Genomic DNA, 21,296 nt, shown 5'->3' with positions numbered 1-21,296 from the left:
CCGGCTCTTACGTTTCCGTCGCTCAATATTTCCCGACGAACGGCGCGCGCGGCGCGAACAGGTCGAGATGATAGCTCACCCCGGCCCGCACCGCGCTCCATGTCACGGGGCGGCGCGCGCCGAGCGTCCCCGAGGAGGAGGCGGCGAGGACATCGTTCTTTGCGCCGAAATCGCTATAGCGATACTCCAGCCGGACGGACCAGTCGGGCCGGAAGACGTATTCGAACCCGCCGCCGGCCGTCCAACCCGTGCGCTCCGACGTCAGCCTGTCGTAACCCGCCGCATTGGCCGTATAGGAATTGTCGATCGACGCGAACGCCACACCCCCAGTGCCGTAGATCAACAACCGGTCCCAGGCGAAGCCCAAACGGGCCCTCACCGAGCCCTGGATGTCGCTCTCGGTCTTGAACCGGAAGGCGCCGCCGGCATACGGACCCTGGCCCGTGAAAGTCGAGCCTTCGACATCGCCCTCGAAACCGAGCACCACCTGGCTGAACTGATAATTATAGCCGAGATGGCCGCCCCCGACGGCTCCCGCCTGATTGAAGTCCGGCTGGGCGCCTGCAACGGCGCCGGGCGCGAGAGCATAGACCGCGCCGGAGGAGTCAGAGCTCCACTGATAGCCGACCTGACCGCCGACATAGAAGCCGGTCCAGGCGAAGGGCGGCGGCGGCGGGGCGTTCGGAGCGAGCTTGGCCGGCACATCCGCAGCCCATGCGCACGACGCCAAGGGCAGGATCGCCATCGTCGCGAGCAGCGTCTTTTTCATCATCGCGTCTCCATGACTGTACTGTGAACTTCGTGTCTTCCGAACGGACCACGAGCGATGTCCGGTTTCATGCCGTCTTCAGCGATCGGTCCACCCTCTCGATTGCGTCTTCCAGAACAGGAAACAGAGCAGCGGCGTGCCGACGAAGGCCGTCAGAATGCCGACGGGGATTTCGGCCCACACGACCGTGCGCGTGACATCGTCGAGGCCGAGCGTGAAAAGCCCGCCGAGCAGCGCGGAGGCCGGCAGCAGGCGGCGGTGATCGGGCCCGACGAGCATCCTGGCGCAATGCGGAACGATGAGCCCGACCCAACCGACGACCCCCGAGACAGCGACTTGCGCCGCGACCATCAGCGTTACGGTCGCGATGATCGCCCAGCGCAGGAAGCGGACATCGATACCGAGCGAGGCGGCGTCGAGATCGCCGAGCGACAGCAGATTGAGCCGCCAGCGCAGGCCCATGAGCACGCCGCCGCCGACGAGCGTCGGAATGGCGAGCATCCAGACCTTGGTGGGATCGGCCCCGCGAAACATGCCGAGGAGCCAGTAGACGATGAGCGGCGTGCGGCCGTTGTTGACGTATTGGAGAAAGCCGACCCCGGCCAGAAAGAAGGATCCGACGAAGAATCCTGCCAGGATCAAGGCGACGCCATCGGTTCTGACCTGAACGGCCCTGGCCAATCCGAATGCGCAGACAGCCGCGGCGAGCCCGAAGACAAAGGCGAGCCCGATCAGGCCAGCGGACGGCCAGCCGAGGAAAATGGCCAGCGCGCCGCCGAAAGCGGCGCCGGACGACACGCCGACGAGATCGGGGCCTACGAGCGGATTGCGCATCATGCCTTGCAGCGCGGTTCCGGACATCCCCAGCGTCACGCCGGCGAGCGTCGCGACGAGCACCCGCGGCGGCCGGATGACCTCAATGACGGTGACCTCGCGGAGATCCCACTCGGGATGGGAGGGCCAGGAGAACGGCCAGACGAGATGAAACAAAATTTCGGAGGCGCGGCCGATCGACATGGGATAGGCGCCGATCAGGAGCGAGGCGAGGATCGCCGCGAAGAGAATGAGCGCGAGCAAGAGCGACGCCGCTTCACGGAAGTCGGAGCCGAACGCTCGGCGATTCGGCCTGCTCTCCATGGATTTGACGGCTTCAGTCATCGATCCAGCCTTTCGTCTGTATCCTCCAGAAGAGGAAGCACATGATCGGAGTGCCGACGAGCGCCGTCATGACGCCGACCGGGACGTCGGCGCGGATGACGACTCTCGTGAAATCGTCGACGCCCAAGGTGAAGAGGGCTCCGAGCAGAGCCGACGCGGGCAGCAGCTTGCGGTGATCCGGCCCGACGATCATGCGAGCGCAATGCGGAATGACGAGGCCGACCCAGCCGATCATGCCCGAAACGGAGACCTGCGCCGCCACGATCAGGGAGACGATGGCGATGATGAACCAGCGCAGCGCATGGCCGTCGACGCCGAGCGAGCGGGCGTCGAGGTCGCCGAGCGAAAGAAGGTTGATCCGCCACCGCAGCAGCATCAGCATCGCGCCGCCGGCCAGCGTGGGGATGGCGATCATCCACACGGTCTTGGGCTCGGCGCGGGCAAAATTGCCGTAGAGCCAGAACGTCATGTTTCCGAGCTGGTCGTCATTTGCCAGAAAGAGCGCGAGGCCGACACAGGCCATGAAGAAGGCGCCGATGAAGATGCCGGCCATGATGAGCGCGACGCCGTCCGTGCGGCCGCCGGCGGCCTTCGTCAGCCCGAAGGTGCAGACCATCGCGAATAGGCCGCCGAGAAAGGCGACGCCGACGACTCCGGCGGGCGGCAAGTCGGACAGGATCGCCAGCATGCAGCCGCACGCCGCGCCCGACGATACGCCGACGAGGTCGGGCCCGACGAGCGGATTGCGCATCATGCCTTGCAGCGCCGTGCCGGACATCCCGAGCGCCAGCCCCGCGAAGGTCGCGAGCAGCACGCGCGGCAGGCGGATGATCTCGACGACGGCCTGCTCCTTCAGCGTCCAAGGCGGGCTGTCGGGCAAGGGAAACGGCCAGGCGAGGTACGACAGGATGCGCCCCGCCTGCTCGAAGGACATCGGGAAGGCGCCGATGCAGAGCGAGCCGACGACGGCCGCGAAAAAGGCCGGCGCCAGCAGAAGCGAAACCAGACGGCCGAAATCAGGTTTGGCGTTCGGTTCCGGCCTCCGAGGCTTCGATGAAGACGGAATGGTGATATGGGTCATCGAGAGACTCCCGGTCGACGCTCGGCCTCATCCTCATCCGAGCCGGCTTCCCATAGCCCGTCGTTTGCGCAACGCGTCTCGCCAGACGCCCTATGCCACATGCTCCCGCAAGCGGAAGAAGGGGCGTACATCCCTCTCCCGCTTGCGAGAGAGTGTGTCGTGCGGAGCACGACGGGTGAGGACCGGAGCCGCGGCATTATCAAGTCTCCCGTGTCGAATCGTATATCCGACGGCGTCATTCGAACGTCCTTGCGGGCCGAACATCATCCTTCGCGGCCGCATTCCGTGAAAAGCGCTCGTAGCCGGCCGAATCCGGATTGGCGCCGATGCTCAGCATGTCGTCCAATTCGGCGTCGCTCAGCCGATAGCCGTAGGTCTTCAGGAAATAATCGCGCATGACGGCGCGCAGCCTCGGCTCGAGGCGGTCGGGATGAGCGACCTCCGCTCTCCAGCGCCTGGCGAACGGAAGAAGATCGGGTTGAAAATAAATCGCCCTCGTAAAATCGGCGACGCCATAAACCCTTCCGGTCTTGACCGCCTTCAAGCCTTTCCAGCGCGGATCGCGCAGCAAGGCGGTCGAATTCCCGACCCACAGGTAGATGATGTCCGGGTCCATCGCCAGAATGCGCTCGGCGTCGTCCTCCCGGCCCAAGGCCTGCCATCTGCTCAGGCCGGCGCTCCGTTCGGAGCCGCCCAGGCCGGCTTCCCGTTCGGAGCTGTCGCGCGCGAACAACCGCGACCAGTCGTTCGACAGACTGCCCATAGCCACCGCCGCTGGAAAATAGGCCAGGCTCTGCGGCTGCAATTCGCTTTCCAGCTCGGCGTTGCGCTGTTGATAGGCCGCGATCACCGGCTCCGCGCGCTCCTCATGTCCGAGGAGTCTGTTGACGGAGCGCACCGCCTCGAAGAGCTTTCCATCATCCTGAGGATGCGCCAACCAGCCGAAGCCGATCATGCCGAACCGTTCGTCTCCGCCCACGAGGTAAACGCTGAGGTCGTCATGCTGCGCGAGTTGGGACTCGATGTCCGGCCGGACATTCCAGAGACTGTCTTTCGCCACGATCCGAGAATAGATCCGGCCATAAAGCGATCTCGAGTAACCTGCCCTTTTTTCGGGACCGTCCACTCTGAATAACGCATCCGGAGCATGAGTGTATTGGAGAAACTGATCCGTAGCCCAGGCAGAAACGACCCCTCGAAGAGGAACCGGGATGGTAACCTCGTTCCCGCTGGCGTCCTTCACCATTCGGCTCTGCGCGGGCGGCGGAAAAATCGGCCAAGGACGCGAGAGCGGCAGCGCCGCAAAGCCGAGAAAGACGAAGGGCGCGAGCCAGGCGAAGTCTTTCATCGCGAGATATGTACGCATTTCGGCGCTCGAAGCTCGCGCGTCTTCTTTCCCGTCGCTCATCGTATGGCTCCTGGAGGCGCCTCTCGGGCGCCGGTCTCGCCCGCATCTCGGATGAAGCGCGCGTAGCCGACGGAGTTCCTGTTTTCTTCGACCCGCAAGAGATTATCGATTTCGTCCTCGTTCAGCCGATAGCCATAGGCCTGCGTGAAATGGTCATGGAGCAATAGACGCAGCTTCGGCTGCATGCGGTCGGGATGAGCGATCTCGGCGGCCCAGCGCGCCCAGAGAGGCCTGAAATCGAGTCCATACAAGGACTCGAGGCTGCCTCGCAGACTCCGCAGGCCATTGTAGACGCGATTGTCGCGCACCGCTTTCAGCCCTCGCCAGCGCGGATCGCGCGAGAACTCCTCCACAGTATCGACGAGCACGAAGACGATGTCTGGATTCATCGCCAGGAGACGCTCGGTGTCCTGCTGCCGGCCGACATTTCTGAGGCCGTCGGAGGCAGTTTCCACGCCGATGCGCCGATCGTCGAAGTGACTGTCCTCGCCGCCGAAAGCCGCGAGGAAGCTCCAATCGTTCCAGCGGCTCACCATCGTCAGCAGACGCGGCTTCTCCGTCAGGGTCTCCGGCTGCAGTTCTTGCTGCAGATCGGCATAGGCGTTCTTATAGACGCGGATGAACGCTTCGCCGCGCTCCTCTTCTCCGAGCACCGAGGCCTCGACCCGGACCGCCTTGAATATCAGCTCGTCCCTGTTCTCGGGCTTCCAGCTTCGGCCCAGAACCGGAAGACCGAGGCGCTGCAGATCGAAAGCGCCGTACCAGGTGAAATAGGTGGCGCCTTCGTCTCGGGCGAGCAGCGTTTCCGGGTCGAAGGGACAATTCCAGCGACTGTCGTCTTCCATCACGTCCGGATAGATGTGGCTCATGAGACCGGTGGCGAAGCGAGCGCGCTCCTTCGCGCCGCCGGCCTTCGATAGTGCGTCGCGCGCATGCGTCGTCTCCAGGAAATCGGAGCCGCCGCTCCCGATGATCACCCGGACCGGCTGAGGGACCAACACTTTCGTACCCTCCGCATCGAATGCGATCCGGCTGTCCGCGGGCGGCGGAAAGACGGGATCGGGGCGAAGCAGGGCGAAGGCGGCGAGGCCCAGGAAAGTGAAGGGCGCGAGCCAGAGAATGTCGCTTGTGCCGAGGCGCATCGCTTTTCTGTCCCCGAGATTTGCGGGCTTCACCATTTGATCTCGGCGGTGGCCATGAAGGTGCGAGGCGCGCCCGGCCAGCCCCAGGCTCGCCAATAGGCGTGGTTCACGCAATTCGTGCAGTTGAATCGTATCGTCAGATCGTGCTCGGAGAGCTTCGTCGAATAGCGAAGTCCCATGTCGCCGACGACATATCCTTCGACCTTCACGACCTGGCCGAGCGTCGACCAGCTGTTCGGCGCTTGCGCGTGAAACGCGCTCCTGTAAGAGAGCCCTCCGGTCAAGATCAGGCCTTCGAGCCAATACGCCGCGTCGATGCGGGGAAGCGCGTATTCGGCATAGAGGGATGTGACGATCGGTGAAACATAGGTCGGCAGCTCGCCTTCCTGGTAGCGCGCGTTCGGCAGGCTGCGGACCCGGGGGTTCATCAGCGTGGCGCCGCCGAAGAGCGTGAGATCGTCCCAGAGCTTGCCGCTGAGATTGAATTCGACTCCCTTGTGGATCTGGCTTCCGCCGATGACCTGCGTCACCGTGCCGTTCTGATTGTCCTGCGTGAAATTGTATGGCTGATCGATCTGGAACAGGGACACGCTCGCCAGGAGGTTGGTTCCGATCGTCGCCTTGATTCCCCCTTCCCATTGCGTTCCGTCGTAAGGGGGGATGATTTCGCCCGCGTTCGTATATCTGCGGCCCTGGAAGTCGGACACCGCGACGATCCCTCCTCCCTGCAGGGATTGCTGATAGCTCCCATAGACCGAGAGCCAGGGCAGGGGCTTGTAGACGACCGCGACGGCCGGCGTCAGCGCGGCCGCGTTATAGCCCGTGGGATTGTCGGTGCCCATGGCGGCGTAGTTCGCGCCTGCGAGAACGATGACCTTGTCGTCGAACGCCGTGATCTCGTCGCCGATCATATAGTTCTTGCGATAGCTCCAATACCACGGGCCCTTGACATCGAAGTTGGCCCGGCCTCCCGGCCTGAGCGCGCTGAAGTCGCAGAGATCCTGGTGATAGAAGTTGCAGAACTGACCGGGGTTGCCTGTCGGACCCAGCGTTCCGGGATAAGGCCCCGTGGTGCTCTTCGTGGTCGAGCCGTTGAAGCCGGCCGTCACCTTGTTGTGGATGCCGAAGATCTCGAACGTCGAGTCGAGGAACGCATATCCCGCATGCGTGTAGATGTTCGTCTGCTGCGGACCGCTCAGATTGAGCGTGCTCATCGTGCCGACCTGATGATCGATGATGTTCCCGGCGACACCGCCATTGCCCCCATCGATGACATCGAGCCCGAATTGGTACTCGGATCTCACCGTGAAAATTTCGTTGAGCTTCCAGGTGACCTTCGTCCCCGCGCCGACATTGTCCTCGGCCCACTGGAACTGAGGCAGCGCGCGAATGGTCGACGGATCGACGGGCGCGACGTCGAGATGGTTCCGGCCGGCGTCGTTGGTTCCGATGAAGAACGGCGTCTTTCCCCAGAGATGGTAGTTGCTGTGAGAGGCGTTGAATTGAACGAGCAGGTCTTCGGTCGGATGGATGTCGATCGCCCCGCTCGTCAGGTGGCGCCTGACGACCTGGCCGTCCCATGTCGTGCCGCCGGTCTGGCCGACGAGATTGATCCGATATCCGATGAGCCCATCGGAGAGCCCCTGAAGCTGGAGAGGGCCGCCCACATCCACATGAAGGAAGCCGTTGCTTCCCGCATTGTTGCCGAGATTGACCGCGAAATAGGGTTCGGGAGTCGGCCGCTTCAGCACGAAGTTCAACATGCCGCCGACACTCTGGATTCCGTAGAGAAACCCGTTCACGCCTTGGAGGATCTCGACGCGCTCCTTGTCCTCGAGCGACGGATTCACGCCGAGTGACGATTGCAGACCGTTCAGGAAATAGCCTTGGCCATAGCCTCCGCCAGTCGAGAATCCCCGAATGCGCGGAGAGTTCGCAGTCCCTCCGTTATTGTCGTTGTTGCCCCACTGAACGCCCGGTGAATATTTTACGACATCCTGAAGATTATAGACTTGAAGGTTTTGTATCAGCGCAGAGGGGATGACGTCGACCGAGTACGGCGTGTCCTGCAAAGGCAGGTCGCCCCAAAAATTTCCGGCGCCCGTCGTGTTTTCCACTCGATAGCCGGCAGCCGCGCTGCCGTCCATGCGAACCTTTCCGGCGGTCCCATCTGTCTCCGAAAGACGCGGCGCCGCGACAGAAATATCCGGCACCGGGATAGGTTTTGCGGGCGTCTTCGGCTTGCGCGCCGACTCCCTTTTTTCTTCCGGCGCCGCGTCTTGTGCAGGCGCGGAGGCCGTGCCGAGGAGGAGAGTGAGGAGAGAGACGCCGACAGCGAGATCGGCGCGACGAAAGCGGCTGCTCGGCTTGGTGTTCCATTTCATGTCCGTACCGTCCATCGTTCTATGCGCGGCGCTAAACTCGTTGTTTCGATCGAGTGGCGGCGCGAGCGTTCCTGTGAGCGCACAGCGCGTGCTGCGGCCTGCGGTCGGTTCGATAATCGAAGGAGTTGTGGAGCGGCTCGTTCGCTATCCGCCGTCGGTCGCCCAGGGCGGTTTCAAGAGCTTGCGCCAGGGCGCGTTGATCTGACGGTCCAGCGTCTCGGCGAGAAGGGCGAAGCCGTCATAGCCCCAGAAACCATCGTAGTAGTGATGGAAGAGCGGCGAACAGGACAGACCGGCGAGACCGCGCTTGCGCCAATCATGGCCCTCCCAATAATTCAGATAGGCGAGATCGGGTCGAGCCTCCGACAGGTAAGAGACGAGGCTCTCCTCGTCCCGCCATCTCAGACGGCTCCTGGCTTTGCGTGGCACGCCGGTCCTGCTCGGCCATTCGGTCTCGGTTCCGATGCGCATGCCGAGCAGGCGAAAAGGTTCGAGCTGCGGCTCGCTGAGCTTCAGCGGGGTGAGATGGGTGAAGAGCTTGCCCTGGAGACGCGGGCGAAGCCGCGCGACGACCGCCTCGACCTTCTCACGGTTGTCCGCGATGACTTTTTCCGCGCGGCGTTGGATATGCCTGTCGAAATGCGACGCGATCAGGCGCAGCGACGCGTCCGTCTGCGAGGGGCTGACGAAGCAGGTCAGCACCACGGGCAGGCCGTGCCACTGCGCCATCGTCGACCCGGCCCAGCCCTGCTGCGTCGGATCGGCATGGGTAAATTTGACGGCGAGCTTGCATTGCGCCAGTGACGTCAGATCCCGCGCGGACGAGCCCGAATAGGCGTGAACGGGAGTGAGGCCGATGTCCTCGAGCAGCTTGCTCACGAGCCACACGAGTCCGGCCGCCTTCGTCTCGTGAATCACCATCACATCATAGCGATGATCGCCGGACGACTCCGGGCCGTCGCCGGCGAGGGTCTTGAGCGCAGCGCGCGCCGCGACGGAGCCTGTCGATGAAAGCCCGAATGTGCGCGCGATGACAGGACGGCCGCTCTCTCGCGTCCTCGTCTTGACGATGAATTGGATATCCGTGCCGATGAGGCCGATCGGCTCCTCATTGATGACGGCGACGGCGCGCGCCAGCGGAAAAAGCTCCTGCGCCTCGGCAATGGCGCGCTCGAGCCGCGCATTGCCGCGGTTCTCGAGATCGGCGCCGCTGAGATCGGTGCAAGCGTGCAACGCGGTGAAACTGTCGATTCCCTGGGTGAAGCCGGGGACATCCAGCCTTTCGGCGAGCGCGAAGGCGCCGCAACCGACGGCTCCGTGCGCAAGAGCGAGCATGTCGAGGCTGCCGCCCCATTCCGCGCCGAAGTAATAGAAGAAGTCGGAGTGAAAATGATCCCACCAGAGGGACAGAGCTCCTGCGTCGCCGTTCCTGCGCGCCCACATGGCTGAGCGCTTGGGGTCCACAGGCTTCGGCCGCAGCGGCGGAATTTGTTGAACGCTATTCTTCGGCTTGCGGCCGCTGCTGCTCTTCATATAGCCATTGGATTCTACCATGAGGATCGGCCGAAGCAACTCCTCACGTATAGATGGAACTCCGATCATCCCTTTCGAAGGACCAGACTTCCAGCGCGTTGGATTCTTCGGGAGAAGAGGATTACGCACTCGCACGGCTTTCGAGTTTGACCTGCAACTTGTTTACATAACGGAGCGTAAGCCTCGGCGGAGCAGGGTGTCAAATGTCGTTAACGAGTAAGTTTTTCGTACTATTTACGACAATCAACGTACATAAACAGACAAATCGAAAGGCTGACGCGCAGAAGCCGATATTTGCATAAATATATGAAATAAACTGATTTTATGGCAATGAGAACGCCGTCTGACAGCCGGTCTCCACAGCTCTGCAGGCTCGGCTTCCCCGGAGGCGTTGCAAAAATATCACAGGCCAATAAATTGTTCTGAAAAAGCATTGTGGATAGAACGACATGGCTCTGCGCTCGGAAACGCCGATTTTCGAAGAGATCCCGCCCGGCCACGACGCTCTATGAGGGGTAGCACTCGAGAACGAGCTGCAACGCGGGCGCGATATTCATCCTCGCTCCTTGTATCGTAAGGACAGCGATGTATATTTGTAATGACAAACAGTAAGGACAACGATGCTCAGCATCAGAGACCCGCGCGCCGCCGAGCTCGCCAAAAAGCTCGCCGCCGAGCGCAAAACCACAATGACCGAGGCCATCATCGTGGCGCTCGAGAACGAGCTGAAACGCGAGCGTGAGAAGCTTCCGCTGCGAGAAAGGCTCGCGCGTCTCGCCGAGAAGGCGCAGGGGCTCGCCGGAGCCGATCGTCGTGACGTGACGAAGGACGAGATCGACGAATTCTGGGGGCAATGATGTTCGTCGACACTTCCGCCATCGTCGCCATCGTCTGCGGCGAGCCCGACGCCGCCGAGCTCGCGGAACGGCTTTCGGGCGCGACGCGTCGATTCACCTCGCCGATCGTCCGGCTGGAAGCGAGCAGGGTCCTCGCCTCGAGGCTCGATATCTCGTCGGCCCGAGCGAATGCTCTGTTCGACGAATTCCTGGAAGAGGCGGATCTGTCGGTCGTTCCGATCAGCGACAAAATCGGCGCGCTCGCCGTCGCCTGTTTCGAGAGTTTCGGCAAAGGTCGGCATGCGGCGCGGCTCAATCTCGGGGATTGTCTCTCCTATGCTTGCGCAAAGGCCTATCGTTCGCCGCTTCTCTTCAAAGGCGACGACTTTTCGCAGACCGACATCGCGACGGCGTGACGCCGCTCACAATCCTGCGGCCTTGGTGAGATTGACCTTGAGCCTGTCGCGTTTGCGCCGATAGCGACGGGTCATCTCCGCGCTGGCGTGGCCGAGCTGCTCTTGCACATGCGCCTCCTCGATTTGCGCCGAGGAAGCGAGGCCGGCGCGCAGCGAGTGGCCGGCGCGCGCGCCGAATCGTTCGCTTCTAGCGGCCGCGGGTCGCGGACCGATCGACGGGATCGGCTTCCTGCAGGCCGAGCCAGCGCGCGCAACGCATCCCACAAAGCAAGGCGCGACCAGTCGGGCTCTTTCAGAAATCTCCCCGTCTCATGGTCGAGGAAAGGATTCGGCAAGAGCACGGCGAGCTGTTGCTCGCCCGCGCCGTTCGCCTGTGGCGCGCGAGATCGGGCGGCGTCGGACGACTACGCGGTCCCTTCGTTTCGCCGATGCAGACGTGGAAATGCGTGCGCCCGAAGGCGACGGTCAGACTCCACGACGAGCGGCTATTCCAGAAGATTTTTAAATTCGTATGCCGGCTCCGGGATCGACGATAGCGCCTCCGATGACGGCGCTGCGACGAGCTCAATGATTATGATCGTGGTCATGAGTGTCGCTCTTGCTCTCCTTGCCGGGCGAATTCCCCCTTTCGGTTTCGGTCGAGACGGTAAAAATGGGCCGTCCGATCGCCGAGTCCGGAAAGATCTCATGGAGAAATATGTCGATCCCGACCACCCAGCCCGCGCTTTTTCCGCTTGCGCGGTTGATCGGAACGATCGCCTCCGCTCCTATTTGGAAATATTCTCCGATCCAGAAGACGCCTGGATTGATCGTCCCGGTGGTCTTGATTCCCGTCTGAAAATTATTGGCGACAGGAGTGCGGAATTGCGTCTCGATCGTGGGGACGAGGCGCTCGATCATTTCCGGGAGCCCGATATTGGCGACTTTGGATTGCAAGTAACTCAGGCTGTATTGCAGCGTGGCCCATAAGCCAGGAACTGCGGATTGCGCGTGGCGCCGACGCTGAAGGGATAGACCGACGCCGCGATAATTCGCGACCAGGTGGGGAATTCGTAGACGATCTGGCCGGTGATCGCGAAAGGCCGGGCCCACCGCCACATTGGGCGCCGCCGGCTCGTCCATGACGCAGGCGTCATCGATCGCGAGCGTCGCGGGAAAAAACCGGTCGCCGACCTCACAATGGGCGAAGACGGGCTACGCGGTGAAAAACGCTGCGACGCCTATCACGGCTCCCGCGGCAACGCCTAGAAAAGTATTGGTCTCGCTCCGTCCGTCGCCATCAAGTATCATATGGCCGACCCTCGTCGGTCCGCCGCGATTTTCTATCGTAAAATCAATTCTACTCGGATCACAACTTATAAATGATGGAATATTTCTGAAAAACTGTCTTTGGAAGTATTCCAGAGAAAACAGCGCCAATGCTCAGGCGATCGGCTTATGATATTTCTATCGCTTCCCGGCGTCGCGAGGGCGTGGCGCATCGTGAGGGCGAGTGTTTCGGCGCAACCGCGGATGCCGGTTCTTCGCTTGAGCGACGTGCGTCACGGCGCTGTTCGCATCATCGCTTTTGACGCAGACGCCGGTTCCGAGCGGCGATTGGTCGATCTCGGCCTTCATGTCGGCTCGACGCTTTCCGTCCTCGAGCACGATAGCGCCTCGGGCGTGGTCGTCGGTTCGGGCGACGGCCGCGTCGCCGTCGATCCCGCGACGGCGCGCCGGATATGCGTCATCCGTCTCGAGGAAACATTCGACACGATGACGATCGGCGACTTGAAACCGGGCGAGCGCGCCCGCATCGTCGGCATGGGCAAGGGCATGCCCGGCTACCGGCAGCGACTCATGGCGATGGGCCTCACCCCCGGCGTCGAATTCGTGCTGACCCGCGTTGCGCCGCTCGGCGATCCCGTCGAGATCACGGTTCGCGGATTTTCGATGAGCGTCCGCAAGGCCGAGGCGGAGCTGCTGGCCATAGAGAAGCTGCCATGATCGGCAAAGGCGATCCGAAGCCGATCGTCGTCGGCGTCGTCGGCAATCCGAACTGCGGCAAGAGCACGCTGTTCAACGCCCTGACCGGAGCGCACCAGGAGGTCGGAAACTGGCCGGGCGTCACGGTGGAAAAGAAGAGCGGCCGCTATCGCTACGACGGAGACGCATATGAGATGATCGATCTGCCCGGCGTCTATTCGCTCGGCGCGACGATCGACATGTCGGAAGACGAGCGCATCGCGCGCGACTTCGTTCTGTCCGGCGACGCCAGCCTGATCGTGAATATCGTCGACGCCTCCAATCTCGAGCGCAATCTCTATCTCACCGCGCAATTGCTGGAGATGCGCGCGCCGATGATCGTCGCCGTCAATATGGTCGACATCGCCGCGCGGCGCGGCATCGTTCTCGACACGGAAAAACTGTCGCGTGAGCTCGGCTGTCCGGCGCTCCCGGTCATCGCCACGCGCGGCGTCGGCGTCTCCGATCTCCGGGCGCATATCGCTGATCTGGCCGAGCGTCCGCGTCCGCCGCAGGTCGAGCCTCGTTACGGCGAGACCGTCGAGGCGGCGATCGCGAGGCTCGCGCCGCTCCTCGCCGAGAACGGCTCCCCGCAGCCGCGCTGGCGCGCGCTGAAGCTGATCGAGGGCGATCCCGTGCTGGCGGGCGAGCTGGGCGGACGACTGGAAAAAGAGATCGCCGCCGCCCGCGAGAGGGTGGCGCAAGCCTTCGGCGACGATCCGGACATCGTCATCGCGGACGCGCGTTTCGGCTTCGTGACGGGGATCGTGGAGCGGACGGTGACGCGTCCGCGCGAAGCGTCACGCACATTGTCGGACCGTATCGACCATGTCGTGCTCAATCGCTTTCTCGGCATCCCGATCTTTCTGATGATGATGTATATGATGTTCGTCTTCACGATCAGGATCGGCGGAGCCTTCATCGATTTCTTCGAGCAGGCGACCGGCGCGCTGCTCGTGGACGGCGGGCGGCTGGCGCTGGAGCGCTTGCGCTTGCCGCAATGGCTCGTGGTCTTATCGGCGGAGGGGATCGGCGGCGGCGTTCAGACGGTCGCGACATTCATTCCGATCATCGGTTTTCTGTATCTCTTTCTGTCCGTCCTGGAGGATTCCGGCTATATGGCGCGGGCCGCCTTCGTGATGGACCGGGCGATGCGGGCGATCGGCCTTCCGGGGAAGTCCTTCGTGCCGCTGATCGTGGGATTTGGATGCAACGTGCCCGCGATCATGGCGACGCGCACGCTGGAAAGCCGCCACGACCGAATCCTGACGATCATGATGGCGCCGTTCATGTCATGCGGCGCGCGCCTGCCGGTCTATGCGTTGTTCGCGGCCGTTTTCTTTCCGACGAGCGGCCAGAACATCGTCTTCTCCCTCTATCTGATCGGCATTCTGGTTGCCGTCGGAACGGGCTACCTTCTGAAGAATACCGTGCTGAAAGGAGAAGCTTCTCCGTTCATCATGGAGTTGCCGCCCTATCACGCTCCGACCGCCGGCACGGTCCTGCTCAGAACCTGGGACCGGCTGAAGGCCTTCGTCTTCCGCTGCAGCCGCGTGATCATTCCGATCGTCGTGCTGCTGAGCTTTCTCAACACGATCGGCACGGACGGCAGCTTCGGCAATCGCAACAGTGAGAAATCCATGCTGTCCGCCATCGGCCGGACGATGGTTCCGGCCTTCGAGCCGATGGGAATGACGAAGGACAATTGGCCTGCCGCCGTCGGTGTGTTCACGGGCATTCTGGCCAAGGAGACCGTGATCGGCACGCTCAATGCGCTCTATGCTCAGTTCGGCGCGAAGGAGGCGGGCGAGGCGGCCGAGGGCACATCGGAAAACGCCGGTGTCGCTGAGAAGTTGATCAGAGCCCTCGAGACCATTCCTCAGAATTTGGGGAAGGTCTTGGCGGCCCTGACCGACCCGGTGGGACTCGACATCTCGTTTGTCCGAGATAGTGCGGCGGCGGCGACGAAGCTCGAGGTTCGGCAGAGCGCCTTCGCCGCGATGGCGACGCGCTTCGACGGACCGGCCGGGGCTTTCGCTTATCTGCTCATGATCCTCCTCTACATTCCCTGCGTCGCGGCGATGGGCGCGATCTATCAGGAGATCGGCTGGCGCTGGACCGTCTTCAGCGCCGTCTGGAACACGGGACTCGGCTGGTGCGCCGCCGTCGTTTTCTATCAGGCGGCGCGGTTCGAGCGTGCGCCGGCGACCGCAATCTTCTGGATCGGCGCCTGTCTTGCTGGGCTGCTCGCGGCCATGACGGCCTTGCGTCTCGTGGGCCGGGCGGCGGCGCGAACCCGCGGTCGGGACGACGTTTCTTCGACCGTCGCGGGCGGACTGAAGCAAAGCTGAAGGAAGCGGCCATGGCTACGCTGTCGGCTGTGAAAGACTTCATGGAGAGATACCGTCGCGCCTCTGTGCGCGAACTCGCCGTCGGCCTCGGCACGACGCCGGAGGTGGCGCGAAGTCTTCTCGAAATGTGGCGAGCGAAAAAGAAGGTTCGCCGCGTGGTCGGCATTTGCGCGGCTTGCGGCAAGGCTGGAACCCTCGGATGCGTTTGCGCTGGCGGAGTGGATCTCGGCGACGTATATGAATGGGTCGAAGGGCGGCGAGAAAATCCTGACATCTTCTGACCTCATGCATTCCGGCGCGCGCGGTCCGCGACGCGGCGGCGGCCCGGGCGCTCGGCCTTTTGTCGAAAGAGAATCGAGGAGTTGCAGATGTCGAACTATGATGACTATGGTGGAGATCGGGGCGATCCGCGCTTCGACGCCATGGACCTGATCGAGGGCGTGCTGAAACATGGATTCAGCCTGTCCAGCGTCGGCAGAATCGCGCAGGCGAGAGGGCCGAATTTCTGGATCGGGGCGGCGATCGGCGCCGCAGCCGTGGTGCTGATCAGCAAGCCGGAAGCGCGCGCCGCAGTGGCGGGGCTCTTCCGCAAGGACGCGTCGGCCGAGCCGCCGTCGGCCGACGCCAAAGAGAATGCGCCGCCGCCGAAAGCGTAGATTTCGTTCACGACGCCGTTTCGAGGAGATCAAATCGTGGCGCGCATCGACTATGGCCGATCCCCGGAGGCCCAGGGGCCCTATCCTTATGAAGGGCAGGGCGTTCATCACCACTACCACTATTACGGAGAGGCCGCAGGAAGGCGCTACGGCCGTTCGGCTCCGGCGGGCGACGCAGGCCCGATCGGCCCCGCCGATCTCCATCGGCATCCGGGCGCGGATTCTCTCATCAAGGGCTTCTTGATCGGCGCCGGCGTCGCCTATCTGCTCACCAACGAGCGCGCGCAACGCGCCTTGCTGAAAACCGGCGTGCAATTGTGGACAGCGGCGCAGAACAGCGTCGAGGAATGGAAGGAGCGCTTCCGTGACGCGGAAGCGGAAGTCGCGGCCGCCACTGGGGCCGCTCCCGAGGAGAAAGGGAACCCCCCTGGTTGACCACGGCGCCTGTGGAGATCGTTCACGAACTGCCGAAGCGACTGCGGTTGCGGCTGCCGGGCGATCAAAGAATTCTGGCGCGCGCCGCCGCCGGCCTGCGCGATCTTCCCGGCGTCAGCGGGACACGCATCAACAGGGCCTGCGCATCGCTGGCGGTCAGCTACGACGGCCGGCCCGAAACGCGCGAATCGATCCTCGCGCTCGCCCACCGTCCGCCGCCGTCCACGGCGAGCGAAGCGTGGCGGTCCCTGGCGACCGCCGAGCCGACCCGCCTGACGCTCGCCGCCGCCGTCGTCGTCGCATCGTTTCTCTTGCCTGCTCCTGTCGTCCGGGCGGTCACTTGGGCCAATGTCGCCGGCGTCCTCTTTCGCGGCGTCGCCGAAACGCTGCGAGGCGCGGTGAAGACCGAGGTCCTCGACGCGCTCGCGATCGGCCTGCCCACCGCGCGCGGCGAATATGCGACGGCGAACGTCACGCGTTTCCTGATCGAGCTCGCGGCCTATATCGAGGCGACAACCGTCGACCGTTCGGACGAGCTGCTGCGCTCGCTGCTACTGCGGCCGCCGGACGACGTCTGGGTCGAGCGCGACGGAGGCGAGCTCGCGCGCGTTCGTTTCGCCGAGCTCGAGGGCGGTGAGCGTGTCGTCGTCGGCGCAGGGGAGTCGATTCCTGTCGACGGACAGGTGCTGGCCGGCGACGCCTATGTGGACCAATCGACGGTGACGGGCGAAAGCCTTCCGATGCCGCGCGCAGCCGGAGACCATGCGCTCGCCGGCGGCGTCGTCACCGCGGGACGGCTCGTGATCCGCGCCGAGCGAGTGGGAGCGGCGACCACGACCGGGCGCATCACCCGCTATATCCAGGAGGCGCTCGACCGTCCCGCCGCCATTCAGACGACGTCCGACGCGCTCGCCGACCGGCGCGTCGGAATCACGCTGGCCTCGGCCGCGGCGGTGTTCGCCCTTACCGGCGACCTGCGCCGGATCGAGTCCGTCTTCATGGTCGACTATTCCTGCGCCGTGAAGCTCGGCACGCCGATCGCGATCAAGTCGGCGATGTATCGGGCGGCGCGCGAGGGATGCCTCGTCAAGAGCGGATCGGCCATAGAGGCGCTCGCCGGCGTCGATACCGTGGTTTTCGACAAGACGGGCACGCTGACGCACAACACGCTCGAGGTCACCGACATCCGTCCGCTCGACCGCGATTTCGACGAGGAGCACGCGGCGGCCATGGTCGCCTCGCTCGGCGAGCACACGAGCCACCCCATCGCGCGCGCCGTGGTGGAGCTCGCCGAGAAACGGCGGCTCGCGCATATTCCGCACGAGGAGGTGAACTTCATCATCGGCCATGGCGTCGAAGCGAAGGTCGGGGGACGCTGCATCCGGTTCGGCAGCCGGCATTTCCTCGAGGACGACGAGCATGTCTCGTTCATCGGCGCGCGCGACATGGTGAAAGCGTTCGCGGCGGAGGGCAAATCGCTTCTCTATGTCGCGGCCGACGACCGCCCGCTCGCCGTTTTCGCCCTGCGCGACCGGCTGCGGCCGGAGAGCGCCGAGACGGTCGCGCGATTGCGGGCGCTCGGCGTCGAACGCCTGATCATGATCACGGGCGATCATCGCGCCCCGGCGATGGCCTTCGCAAAAAGGCTCGGGCTGGACGCGGTGCATTACGAGCAGCGCCCCGAGGACAAGGCGCGCGTGATCGCTTCGCTGAAAGGGGAAGGCCGCCGCATCGCCTATGTCGGCGACGGCGTGAACGACGGACCGGCGCTGATGGAGGCGGACGTCGGCGTTTCGATGCCGCGGGCGGCGGATATCGCACGTGCGACCGCCGACATCGTCCTGTTGGAGGACCGGCTCGATTCGCTCGTGACGATCCTCTCCCTCGCGCAGAACGCGATGCGGCTCATCCATTCCAATTTCGCCGTGGCGGTCGGCGTCAATACGGCGATTCTAGCGGGCGCCGCAACCGGCAACCTCGCCCCGGTCACCTCGGCCGTGCTGCACAATGGCGCGACCATCGCCGTGCTGCTTCGTGCGCTGTTGGAGGGGCGATCGGAGTGGAAGAGCAGGCGGCCAGAATATGAAAAAACGGCCGGACACTGAATTTCGCAGGGCGCGATCAGCGCCCTGCTTCTCGATTTGTCCTTCTGAGGAGACGATAACCTGTTCCCTGACGGTCTGGGTCGAGGATAATTCGCGCGATGGAAATCAGTAAGCCTCCGGTGAGGCTTTCAATTACCTGTCCCCTCCATCGCCGCGAAGATCAATTCGCCGTCGGCTCGCGAAACCGCGTCCGCGACCAGTCCCGTCTGCGCGCATAGCCGTGCGGCAGAAGAAAAGGCAGGCTGGTGGGCGGAACGGCGTTCAATTGCAGGTCGACGCCGAACACCGCAGCGACGAGGGTATCGGACAGCACCTGCGCCGGCCGGCCATGGGCCACGATGCGCCCCTGCGACATCACGACGAGTTCGTCCGCATAGGCCGCCGCAATATTGAGATCATGCAGCACGACGAAGACCGCGGAGCCTGCGTCGGCGATGTCGCGCGCGGCGTCCATCAGCGCCAATTGATGGCGCAAGTCCAGGCTCGCGATCGGCTCGTCGAGCAGCAGCGCCTGGCGCTCGTCGACGCTTCGGCCTGCGAACAGCTGGCCGAGCGCGCGAGCGAATTGCACGCGCTGCTGCTCGCCGCCGGAAAGGCCGGAATAGTCGCGCTCGCAAAGATGCAGCGCGTCGGCGGCGGCGAGGCTGCGCGCAATGATCGAATGCCGCTGCTCCCGCGACAAGGCGCGGCCGACGACATCGAGCCCGAGACTCGCCACTTCATAGACGGTGAAAGGAAAGGCGAGGCGGGCGCTCTGCGTCATCACCGCGCGGCGGCTCGCGACGCGCCACGCCGGCAGGCGGTCGAGCCTTTCGCCGCAATAGAGAACGTCGCCCGCCTGCGCCGCCGACGCGCCGGCGAGCAGGGAGAGCAAGGTCGACTTGCCCGCTCCGTTCGGGCCGATCACGATCACGAGCCGGCCGCCCTCGAGCCGCAGATCCGCCGAGTCGACGAGCCGCTTCTCGCCGATACGGAACGACACGCCGCGCGCTTCGATGATCGCGCTCATGACCAGATCGTCCTGTCGCGCCGCAACAGCAGCCACAAGAAGAAGGGCGAGCCGATCGCCGCCGTGAGCACGCCGAGCGGCAGCTCCGCCGGCGCCGCCAGCACGCGCGCGAACGCATCGGCGGAAACGAGCAGCGCGCCGCCGAGCAGAATGGCGAGCGGCAGCAGACGGCGATGATCGGGGCCCGTCGCGAGCCGCACGATGTGCGGCGCCACGACGCCGACGAAGCCGACGACGCCGGCCGCCGCGACGCTGGCGCCGACGGCGAGCGCCACGAGAATGATCGTCGCCGTCTTGACGTGCTGAACTCTGATCCCGAGGTGAAAGGCTTCGGCCTCGCCGAGCGCCAGCGCATTGAGGCCGCGGCCGAGCAGCGGCGCGGCGAGCAGCAGGGGCGCGACGATCGCCGCGACGATCGCGGCCTTGTTCCAGCTCGCGCCATTGAGGCTGCCGAGCGACCAGAAGGTCAGATCGCGCAGCTGCCGATCATCCGAAATATAGGCGAGCAGGCTCGTCGCCGCGCTGGCGAAAGCGCTGAGCGCGACCCCGGCGAGCAGCATGGTCGCCATGGAGGTCTGGCCCTCGCGCGTGGCGATCGCATAGATGAGCAGCGTCGTGACCAGCCCGCCGCAGAAGGCGCCGATGGGAAGCGCCACAAAGGGAAGCGCGTCGCCTGCGCCGACGAACAGCCTGTCGCCGAGCACGATCGTCGCGGCTGCGGCGAGCGCCGCGCCGCTCGACACGCCGATGAGGCCGGGGTCGGCGAGCGGATTGCGGAACAGTCCCTGCATCAGCGCGCCCGAGAGGGCGAGCGCGGCGCCCACCTCGAGGCCGAGAAGGACGCGCGGCAGGCGAAGGTCGAGAAGAATGAGCGCGTCGCGATCGTGCGCGAGCGCGCCGCGATCGAAAAGCGCCGTGACCAGTATTTCGAGCGCCTTCTGAGGCGCGATGGCGACGGCGCCCGTCGCGAGCGCGAAGACGACCGAGCCGAGGCACAGCACGGCGAGGCCCGAGCCGATGACGAGAAAGCGTCGATGTCGTCGCTCTACGAAGCGCGCGATCGCCGTCGTGTCCGGTTCGGCGGCGGCGGTCATTCGCGGCCGTTCCGCGGCGGCGCGCCGCTCGTCGCCGCACGCAATGACGGAATATGCGCGTCGGGATAGAAGGCAGCCATCAGCTCGCATATGGCCTCCGGCGCGCGCGGGCCGAAGCCGATGAGATAGAGCCCGTCGCGCAGGAAGAGAGAGCGCGAGCGCGCCGCGGGGATGCCGGAGAAGCCGGGCTGCGAGAAGACATCCGGCGCGGCGCCCGTGTCCGCGCCCATCATGACGATGGTTTCCGGCGCCGCCGCGGCGACCGCTTCGAGGGTCATCGGCTTATAGCCTTCGATCTCGGCGGCGACATTCTCGCCGCCCGCGAGCGTTATGAGCGCGTCGGCCGCCGTGCCGCGGCCGCCGACCAGCGGACGTCCGTTCTGCAAGGCGAGCACGAAGAGCGCGCGGCGCTTCGTCGTGATTTTGGAGCGGAGAACCGCGAGTTCCTCGAAGCGCGCGCGCACATCGGCCGCGAGCCGCGCGGCGGCGTCGCTCGCATCGGCGAGGCGTCCGATCGTTTCGATCTTGGCGACGAGCCCTTCCGGAGAGGGAGCGTCGGGAATCGTCACGACGCGCACGCCCGCCTCGGTCAAGGATTTGATCGCCGGCGGCGGGCCGGCGCCCTGCAAGGCGACGACGAGCGACGGCTGCATGGAGAGAACGCCTTCCGCCGAGAGGGAGCGGAAGTAGCCGACATTGGCCTTATCCTTCAACGCGTGCGGCGGATGGAGGCTCGTGGTGTCGACTGCGACGAGGCGATCCTGCCGCTCGAGCGCATAGAAAATCTCCGTCACCGAACCGCCGACGGCGACGATGCGATCGACCTCCGCGCCATGGGCGCGCGTCGCGAGAAGCACGGCGGCGGCCAGGACCGTGCGCAGGAATCGGATTGCGGGAGGTTGCGTGGTCACGACT

Annotated in this window: 20 protein-coding genes and 2 pseudogenes; 8 read left to right on the top strand and 14 right to left on the bottom strand. The window is 64.4% G+C overall.

Translation table 11 applies throughout. The annotated features are described in order from the left end of the window. Window positions 1–22: 22 nt before the first annotated feature. From AC6IW9_RS05065 to AC6IW9_RS05035, 7 genes are all read right to left on the bottom strand, one after another. Complete coding sequence (locus tag AC6IW9_RS05065) at window positions 23–772, bottom strand: outer membrane protein (RefSeq protein ID WP_497769772.1); 750 nt, start codon at window positions 770–772, stop codon at window positions 23–25. Between the two features lie 75 nt (window positions 773–847). After that, window positions 848–1,927, bottom strand: coding sequence for a FecCD family ABC transporter permease (locus AC6IW9_RS05060; RefSeq protein WP_497769770.1), 1,080 nt, complete (start codon window positions 1,925–1,927; stop codon window positions 848–850). Continuing rightward, complete coding sequence (locus AC6IW9_RS05055; protein ID WP_497769767.1) at window positions 1,920–3,008, bottom strand: FecCD family ABC transporter permease; 1,089 nt, start codon at window positions 3,006–3,008, stop codon at window positions 1,920–1,922. The genes AC6IW9_RS05060 and AC6IW9_RS05055 overlap by 8 nt, the downstream gene beginning before the upstream one ends. A 235-nt stretch (window positions 3,009–3,243) precedes the next feature. Beyond that, window positions 3,244–4,254, bottom strand: a complete 1,011-nt coding sequence (locus AC6IW9_RS05050) for an ABC transporter substrate-binding protein (protein WP_497769764.1) — start codon at window positions 4,252–4,254, stop codon at window positions 3,244–3,246. 158 nt (window positions 4,255–4,412) lie between these two features. Next, window positions 4,413–5,594 carry an ABC transporter substrate-binding protein gene (locus AC6IW9_RS05045; RefSeq protein WP_497769761.1) on the bottom strand — a complete coding sequence of 394 codons (1,182 nt, stop codon included), beginning with the start codon at window positions 5,592–5,594 and terminating at the stop codon, window positions 4,413–4,415. Then, window positions 5,588–7,942, bottom strand: coding sequence for a TonB-dependent receptor (locus tag AC6IW9_RS05040; protein WP_497769758.1), 2,355 nt, complete (start codon window positions 7,940–7,942; stop codon window positions 5,588–5,590). The genes AC6IW9_RS05045 and AC6IW9_RS05040 overlap by 7 nt, the downstream gene beginning before the upstream one ends. Window positions 7,943–8,086: 144 nt before the next feature. Continuing rightward, on the bottom strand, window positions 8,087–9,496 hold the full coding sequence (locus AC6IW9_RS05035) for a nitrogenase component 1 (RefSeq protein ID WP_497769755.1): 1,410 nt from the start codon (window positions 9,494–9,496) through the stop codon (window positions 8,087–8,089). A 599-nt stretch (window positions 9,497–10,095) separates the two neighbouring features. Between AC6IW9_RS05035 and AC6IW9_RS05030 the strand changes: the two genes are divergently transcribed. Together AC6IW9_RS05030 and AC6IW9_RS05025 are read left to right on the top strand one after the other, a co-directional pair. Further along, window positions 10,096–10,332 carry a type II toxin-antitoxin system VapB family antitoxin gene (locus tag AC6IW9_RS05030; protein WP_497769753.1) on the top strand — a complete coding sequence of 79 codons (237 nt, stop codon included), beginning with the start codon at window positions 10,096–10,098 and terminating at the stop codon, window positions 10,330–10,332. Further along, on the top strand, window positions 10,329–10,727 hold the full coding sequence (locus tag AC6IW9_RS05025) for a type II toxin-antitoxin system VapC family toxin (protein ID WP_497769750.1): 399 nt from the start codon (window positions 10,329–10,331) through the stop codon (window positions 10,725–10,727). Before AC6IW9_RS05030 ends, AC6IW9_RS05025 begins: the two co-directional genes overlap by 4 nt. A gap of 6 nt (window positions 10,728–10,733) precedes the next feature. On the opposite strand, the pseudogene AC6IW9_RS05020 reads toward AC6IW9_RS05025, so the two are convergent. The 4 genes and pseudogenes from AC6IW9_RS05020 to AC6IW9_RS05005 form a co-directional block, all read right to left on the bottom strand. Continuing rightward, window positions 10,734–10,910: pseudogene (locus AC6IW9_RS05020) on the bottom strand (integrase); the annotation flags it as partial. Window positions 10,911–11,032: 122 nt separating this feature from the next. After that, window positions 11,033–11,295: pseudogene (locus AC6IW9_RS05015) on the bottom strand (DUF7676 family protein); the annotation flags it as partial. Beyond that, complete coding sequence (locus AC6IW9_RS05010; RefSeq protein WP_497769747.1) at window positions 11,292–11,627, bottom strand: hypothetical protein; 336 nt, start codon at window positions 11,625–11,627, stop codon at window positions 11,292–11,294. The gene AC6IW9_RS05010 and the pseudogene AC6IW9_RS05015, both read right to left, overlap by 4 nt. Window positions 11,628–11,668: 41 nt before the next feature. Beyond that, entirely contained in the window at window positions 11,669–11,827 is a 159-nt protein-coding gene (locus tag AC6IW9_RS05005) for a hypothetical protein (protein ID WP_497769744.1), read from the bottom strand. 412 nt (window positions 11,828–12,239) lie between these two features. Here AC6IW9_RS05005 and AC6IW9_RS05000 point away from each other — a divergent pair, with 412 nt between their 5' ends. The 6 genes from AC6IW9_RS05000 to AC6IW9_RS04975 all read left to right on the top strand — a co-directional run bounded on the left by AC6IW9_RS05000 (window position 12,240) and on the right by AC6IW9_RS04975 (window position 18,278). Continuing rightward, complete coding sequence (locus AC6IW9_RS05000; RefSeq protein ID WP_497769742.1) at window positions 12,240–12,713, top strand: FeoA family protein; 474 nt, start codon at window positions 12,240–12,242, stop codon at window positions 12,711–12,713. Continuing rightward, the gene (gene feoB / locus AC6IW9_RS04995) at window positions 12,710–15,082 is read left to right on the top strand and encodes a Fe(2+) transporter permease subunit FeoB (RefSeq protein ID WP_497769740.1); all 2,373 of its coding nucleotides are present in this window, start codon (window positions 12,710–12,712) and stop codon (window positions 15,080–15,082) included. Before AC6IW9_RS05000 ends, feoB begins: the two co-directional genes overlap by 4 nt. Before the next feature lie 11 nt (window positions 15,083–15,093). Further along, window positions 15,094–15,363 (top strand): FeoC-like transcriptional regulator, encoded by a 270-nt coding sequence (locus tag AC6IW9_RS04990; RefSeq protein ID WP_497769737.1) that lies wholly within the window; start codon window positions 15,094–15,096, stop codon window positions 15,361–15,363. Window positions 15,364–15,450: 87 nt separating this feature from the next. Then, the gene (locus AC6IW9_RS04985; RefSeq protein ID WP_497769734.1) at window positions 15,451–15,738 is read left to right on the top strand and encodes a hypothetical protein; all 288 of its coding nucleotides are present in this window, start codon (window positions 15,451–15,453) and stop codon (window positions 15,736–15,738) included. 36 nt (window positions 15,739–15,774) lie between these two features. Continuing rightward, window positions 15,775–16,173: a hypothetical protein gene (locus tag AC6IW9_RS04980; protein ID WP_497769731.1), complete on the top strand. Its 399-nt coding sequence runs from the start codon at window positions 15,775–15,777 to the stop codon at window positions 16,171–16,173. Next, window positions 16,170–18,278: a heavy metal translocating P-type ATPase gene (locus AC6IW9_RS04975; protein ID WP_497769729.1), complete on the top strand. Its 2,109-nt coding sequence runs from the start codon at window positions 16,170–16,172 to the stop codon at window positions 18,276–18,278. The genes AC6IW9_RS04980 and AC6IW9_RS04975 overlap by 4 nt, the downstream gene beginning before the upstream one ends. A gap of 160 nt (window positions 18,279–18,438) precedes the next feature. On the opposite strand, the gene AC6IW9_RS04970 is transcribed toward AC6IW9_RS04975, so the two are convergent. The 3 genes from AC6IW9_RS04970 to AC6IW9_RS04960 are packed head-to-tail and all read right to left on the bottom strand — an operon-like array spanning window position 18,439 to window position 21,292. Continuing rightward, window positions 18,439–19,287: a heme ABC transporter ATP-binding protein gene (locus tag AC6IW9_RS04970; protein WP_497769726.1), complete on the bottom strand. Its 849-nt coding sequence runs from the start codon at window positions 19,285–19,287 to the stop codon at window positions 18,439–18,441. Next, the gene (locus AC6IW9_RS04965) at window positions 19,284–20,381 is read right to left on the bottom strand and encodes a FecCD family ABC transporter permease (RefSeq protein WP_497769723.1); all 1,098 of its coding nucleotides are present in this window, start codon (window positions 20,379–20,381) and stop codon (window positions 19,284–19,286) included. Before AC6IW9_RS04965 ends, AC6IW9_RS04970 begins: the two co-directional genes overlap by 4 nt. Next, window positions 20,378–21,292, bottom strand: a complete 915-nt coding sequence (locus AC6IW9_RS04960; protein WP_497769720.1) for a heme/hemin ABC transporter substrate-binding protein — start codon at window positions 21,290–21,292, stop codon at window positions 20,378–20,380. Before AC6IW9_RS04960 ends, AC6IW9_RS04965 begins: the two co-directional genes overlap by 4 nt. Window positions 21,293–21,296: the final 4 nt, after the last annotated feature.

The organism is Methylosinus sp. shoA (genome assembly GCF_059718125.1).
This window is presented reverse-complemented; position numbering and strand designations above follow the sequence as displayed.

Excerpts from the sequence above, each read along its gene's own strand:
- AC6IW9_RS05035 (WP_497769755.1), bottom strand. The coding sequence starts at position 9,496 with ATGGTAGAATCCAATGGCTATATGAAGAGCAGCAGCGGCCGCAAGCCG.
- AC6IW9_RS05060 (WP_497769770.1), bottom strand. The coding sequence starts at position 1,927 with ATGACTGAAGCCGTCAAATCCATGGAGAGCAGGCCGAATCGCCGAGCG.
- AC6IW9_RS05005 (WP_497769744.1), bottom strand. The coding sequence starts at position 11,827 with ATGTGGCGGTGGGCCCGGCCTTTCGCGATCACCGGCCAGATCGTCTAC.
- AC6IW9_RS05055 (WP_497769767.1), bottom strand. The coding sequence starts at position 3,008 with ATGACCCATATCACCATTCCGTCTTCATCGAAGCCTCGGAGGCCGGAA.
- AC6IW9_RS05010 (WP_497769747.1), bottom strand. The coding sequence starts at position 11,627 with ATGATCGAGCGCCTCGTCCCCACGATCGAGACGCAATTCCGCACTCCT.
- AC6IW9_RS05000 (WP_497769742.1), top strand. The coding sequence starts at position 12,240 with ATGCCGGTTCTTCGCTTGAGCGACGTGCGTCACGGCGCTGTTCGCATC.
- AC6IW9_RS04965 (WP_497769723.1), bottom strand. The coding sequence starts at position 20,381 with ATGACCGCCGCCGCCGAACCGGACACGACGGCGATCGCGCGCTTCGTA.
- AC6IW9_RS04970 (WP_497769726.1), bottom strand. The coding sequence starts at position 19,287 with ATGAGCGCGATCATCGAAGCGCGCGGCGTGTCGTTCCGTATCGGCGAG.
- AC6IW9_RS05045 (WP_497769761.1), bottom strand. The coding sequence starts at position 5,594 with ATGGTGAAGCCCGCAAATCTCGGGGACAGAAAAGCGATGCGCCTCGGC.
- AC6IW9_RS05040 (WP_497769758.1), bottom strand. The coding sequence starts at position 7,942 with ATGAAATGGAACACCAAGCCGAGCAGCCGCTTTCGTCGCGCCGATCTC.
- AC6IW9_RS05050 (WP_497769764.1), bottom strand. The coding sequence starts at position 4,254 with ATGGTGAAGGACGCCAGCGGGAACGAGGTTACCATCCCGGTTCCTCTT.
- AC6IW9_RS04985 (WP_497769734.1), top strand. The coding sequence starts at position 15,451 with ATGTCGAACTATGATGACTATGGTGGAGATCGGGGCGATCCGCGCTTC.
- AC6IW9_RS05025 (WP_497769750.1), top strand. The coding sequence starts at position 10,329 with ATGATGTTCGTCGACACTTCCGCCATCGTCGCCATCGTCTGCGGCGAG.
- AC6IW9_RS05065 (WP_497769772.1), bottom strand. The coding sequence starts at position 772 with ATGATGAAAAAGACGCTGCTCGCGACGATGGCGATCCTGCCCTTGGCG.
- feoB (WP_497769740.1), top strand. The coding sequence starts at position 12,710 with ATGATCGGCAAAGGCGATCCGAAGCCGATCGTCGTCGGCGTCGTCGGC.
- AC6IW9_RS04990 (WP_497769737.1), top strand. The coding sequence starts at position 15,094 with ATGGCTACGCTGTCGGCTGTGAAAGACTTCATGGAGAGATACCGTCGC.
- AC6IW9_RS05030 (WP_497769753.1), top strand. The coding sequence starts at position 10,096 with ATGCTCAGCATCAGAGACCCGCGCGCCGCCGAGCTCGCCAAAAAGCTC.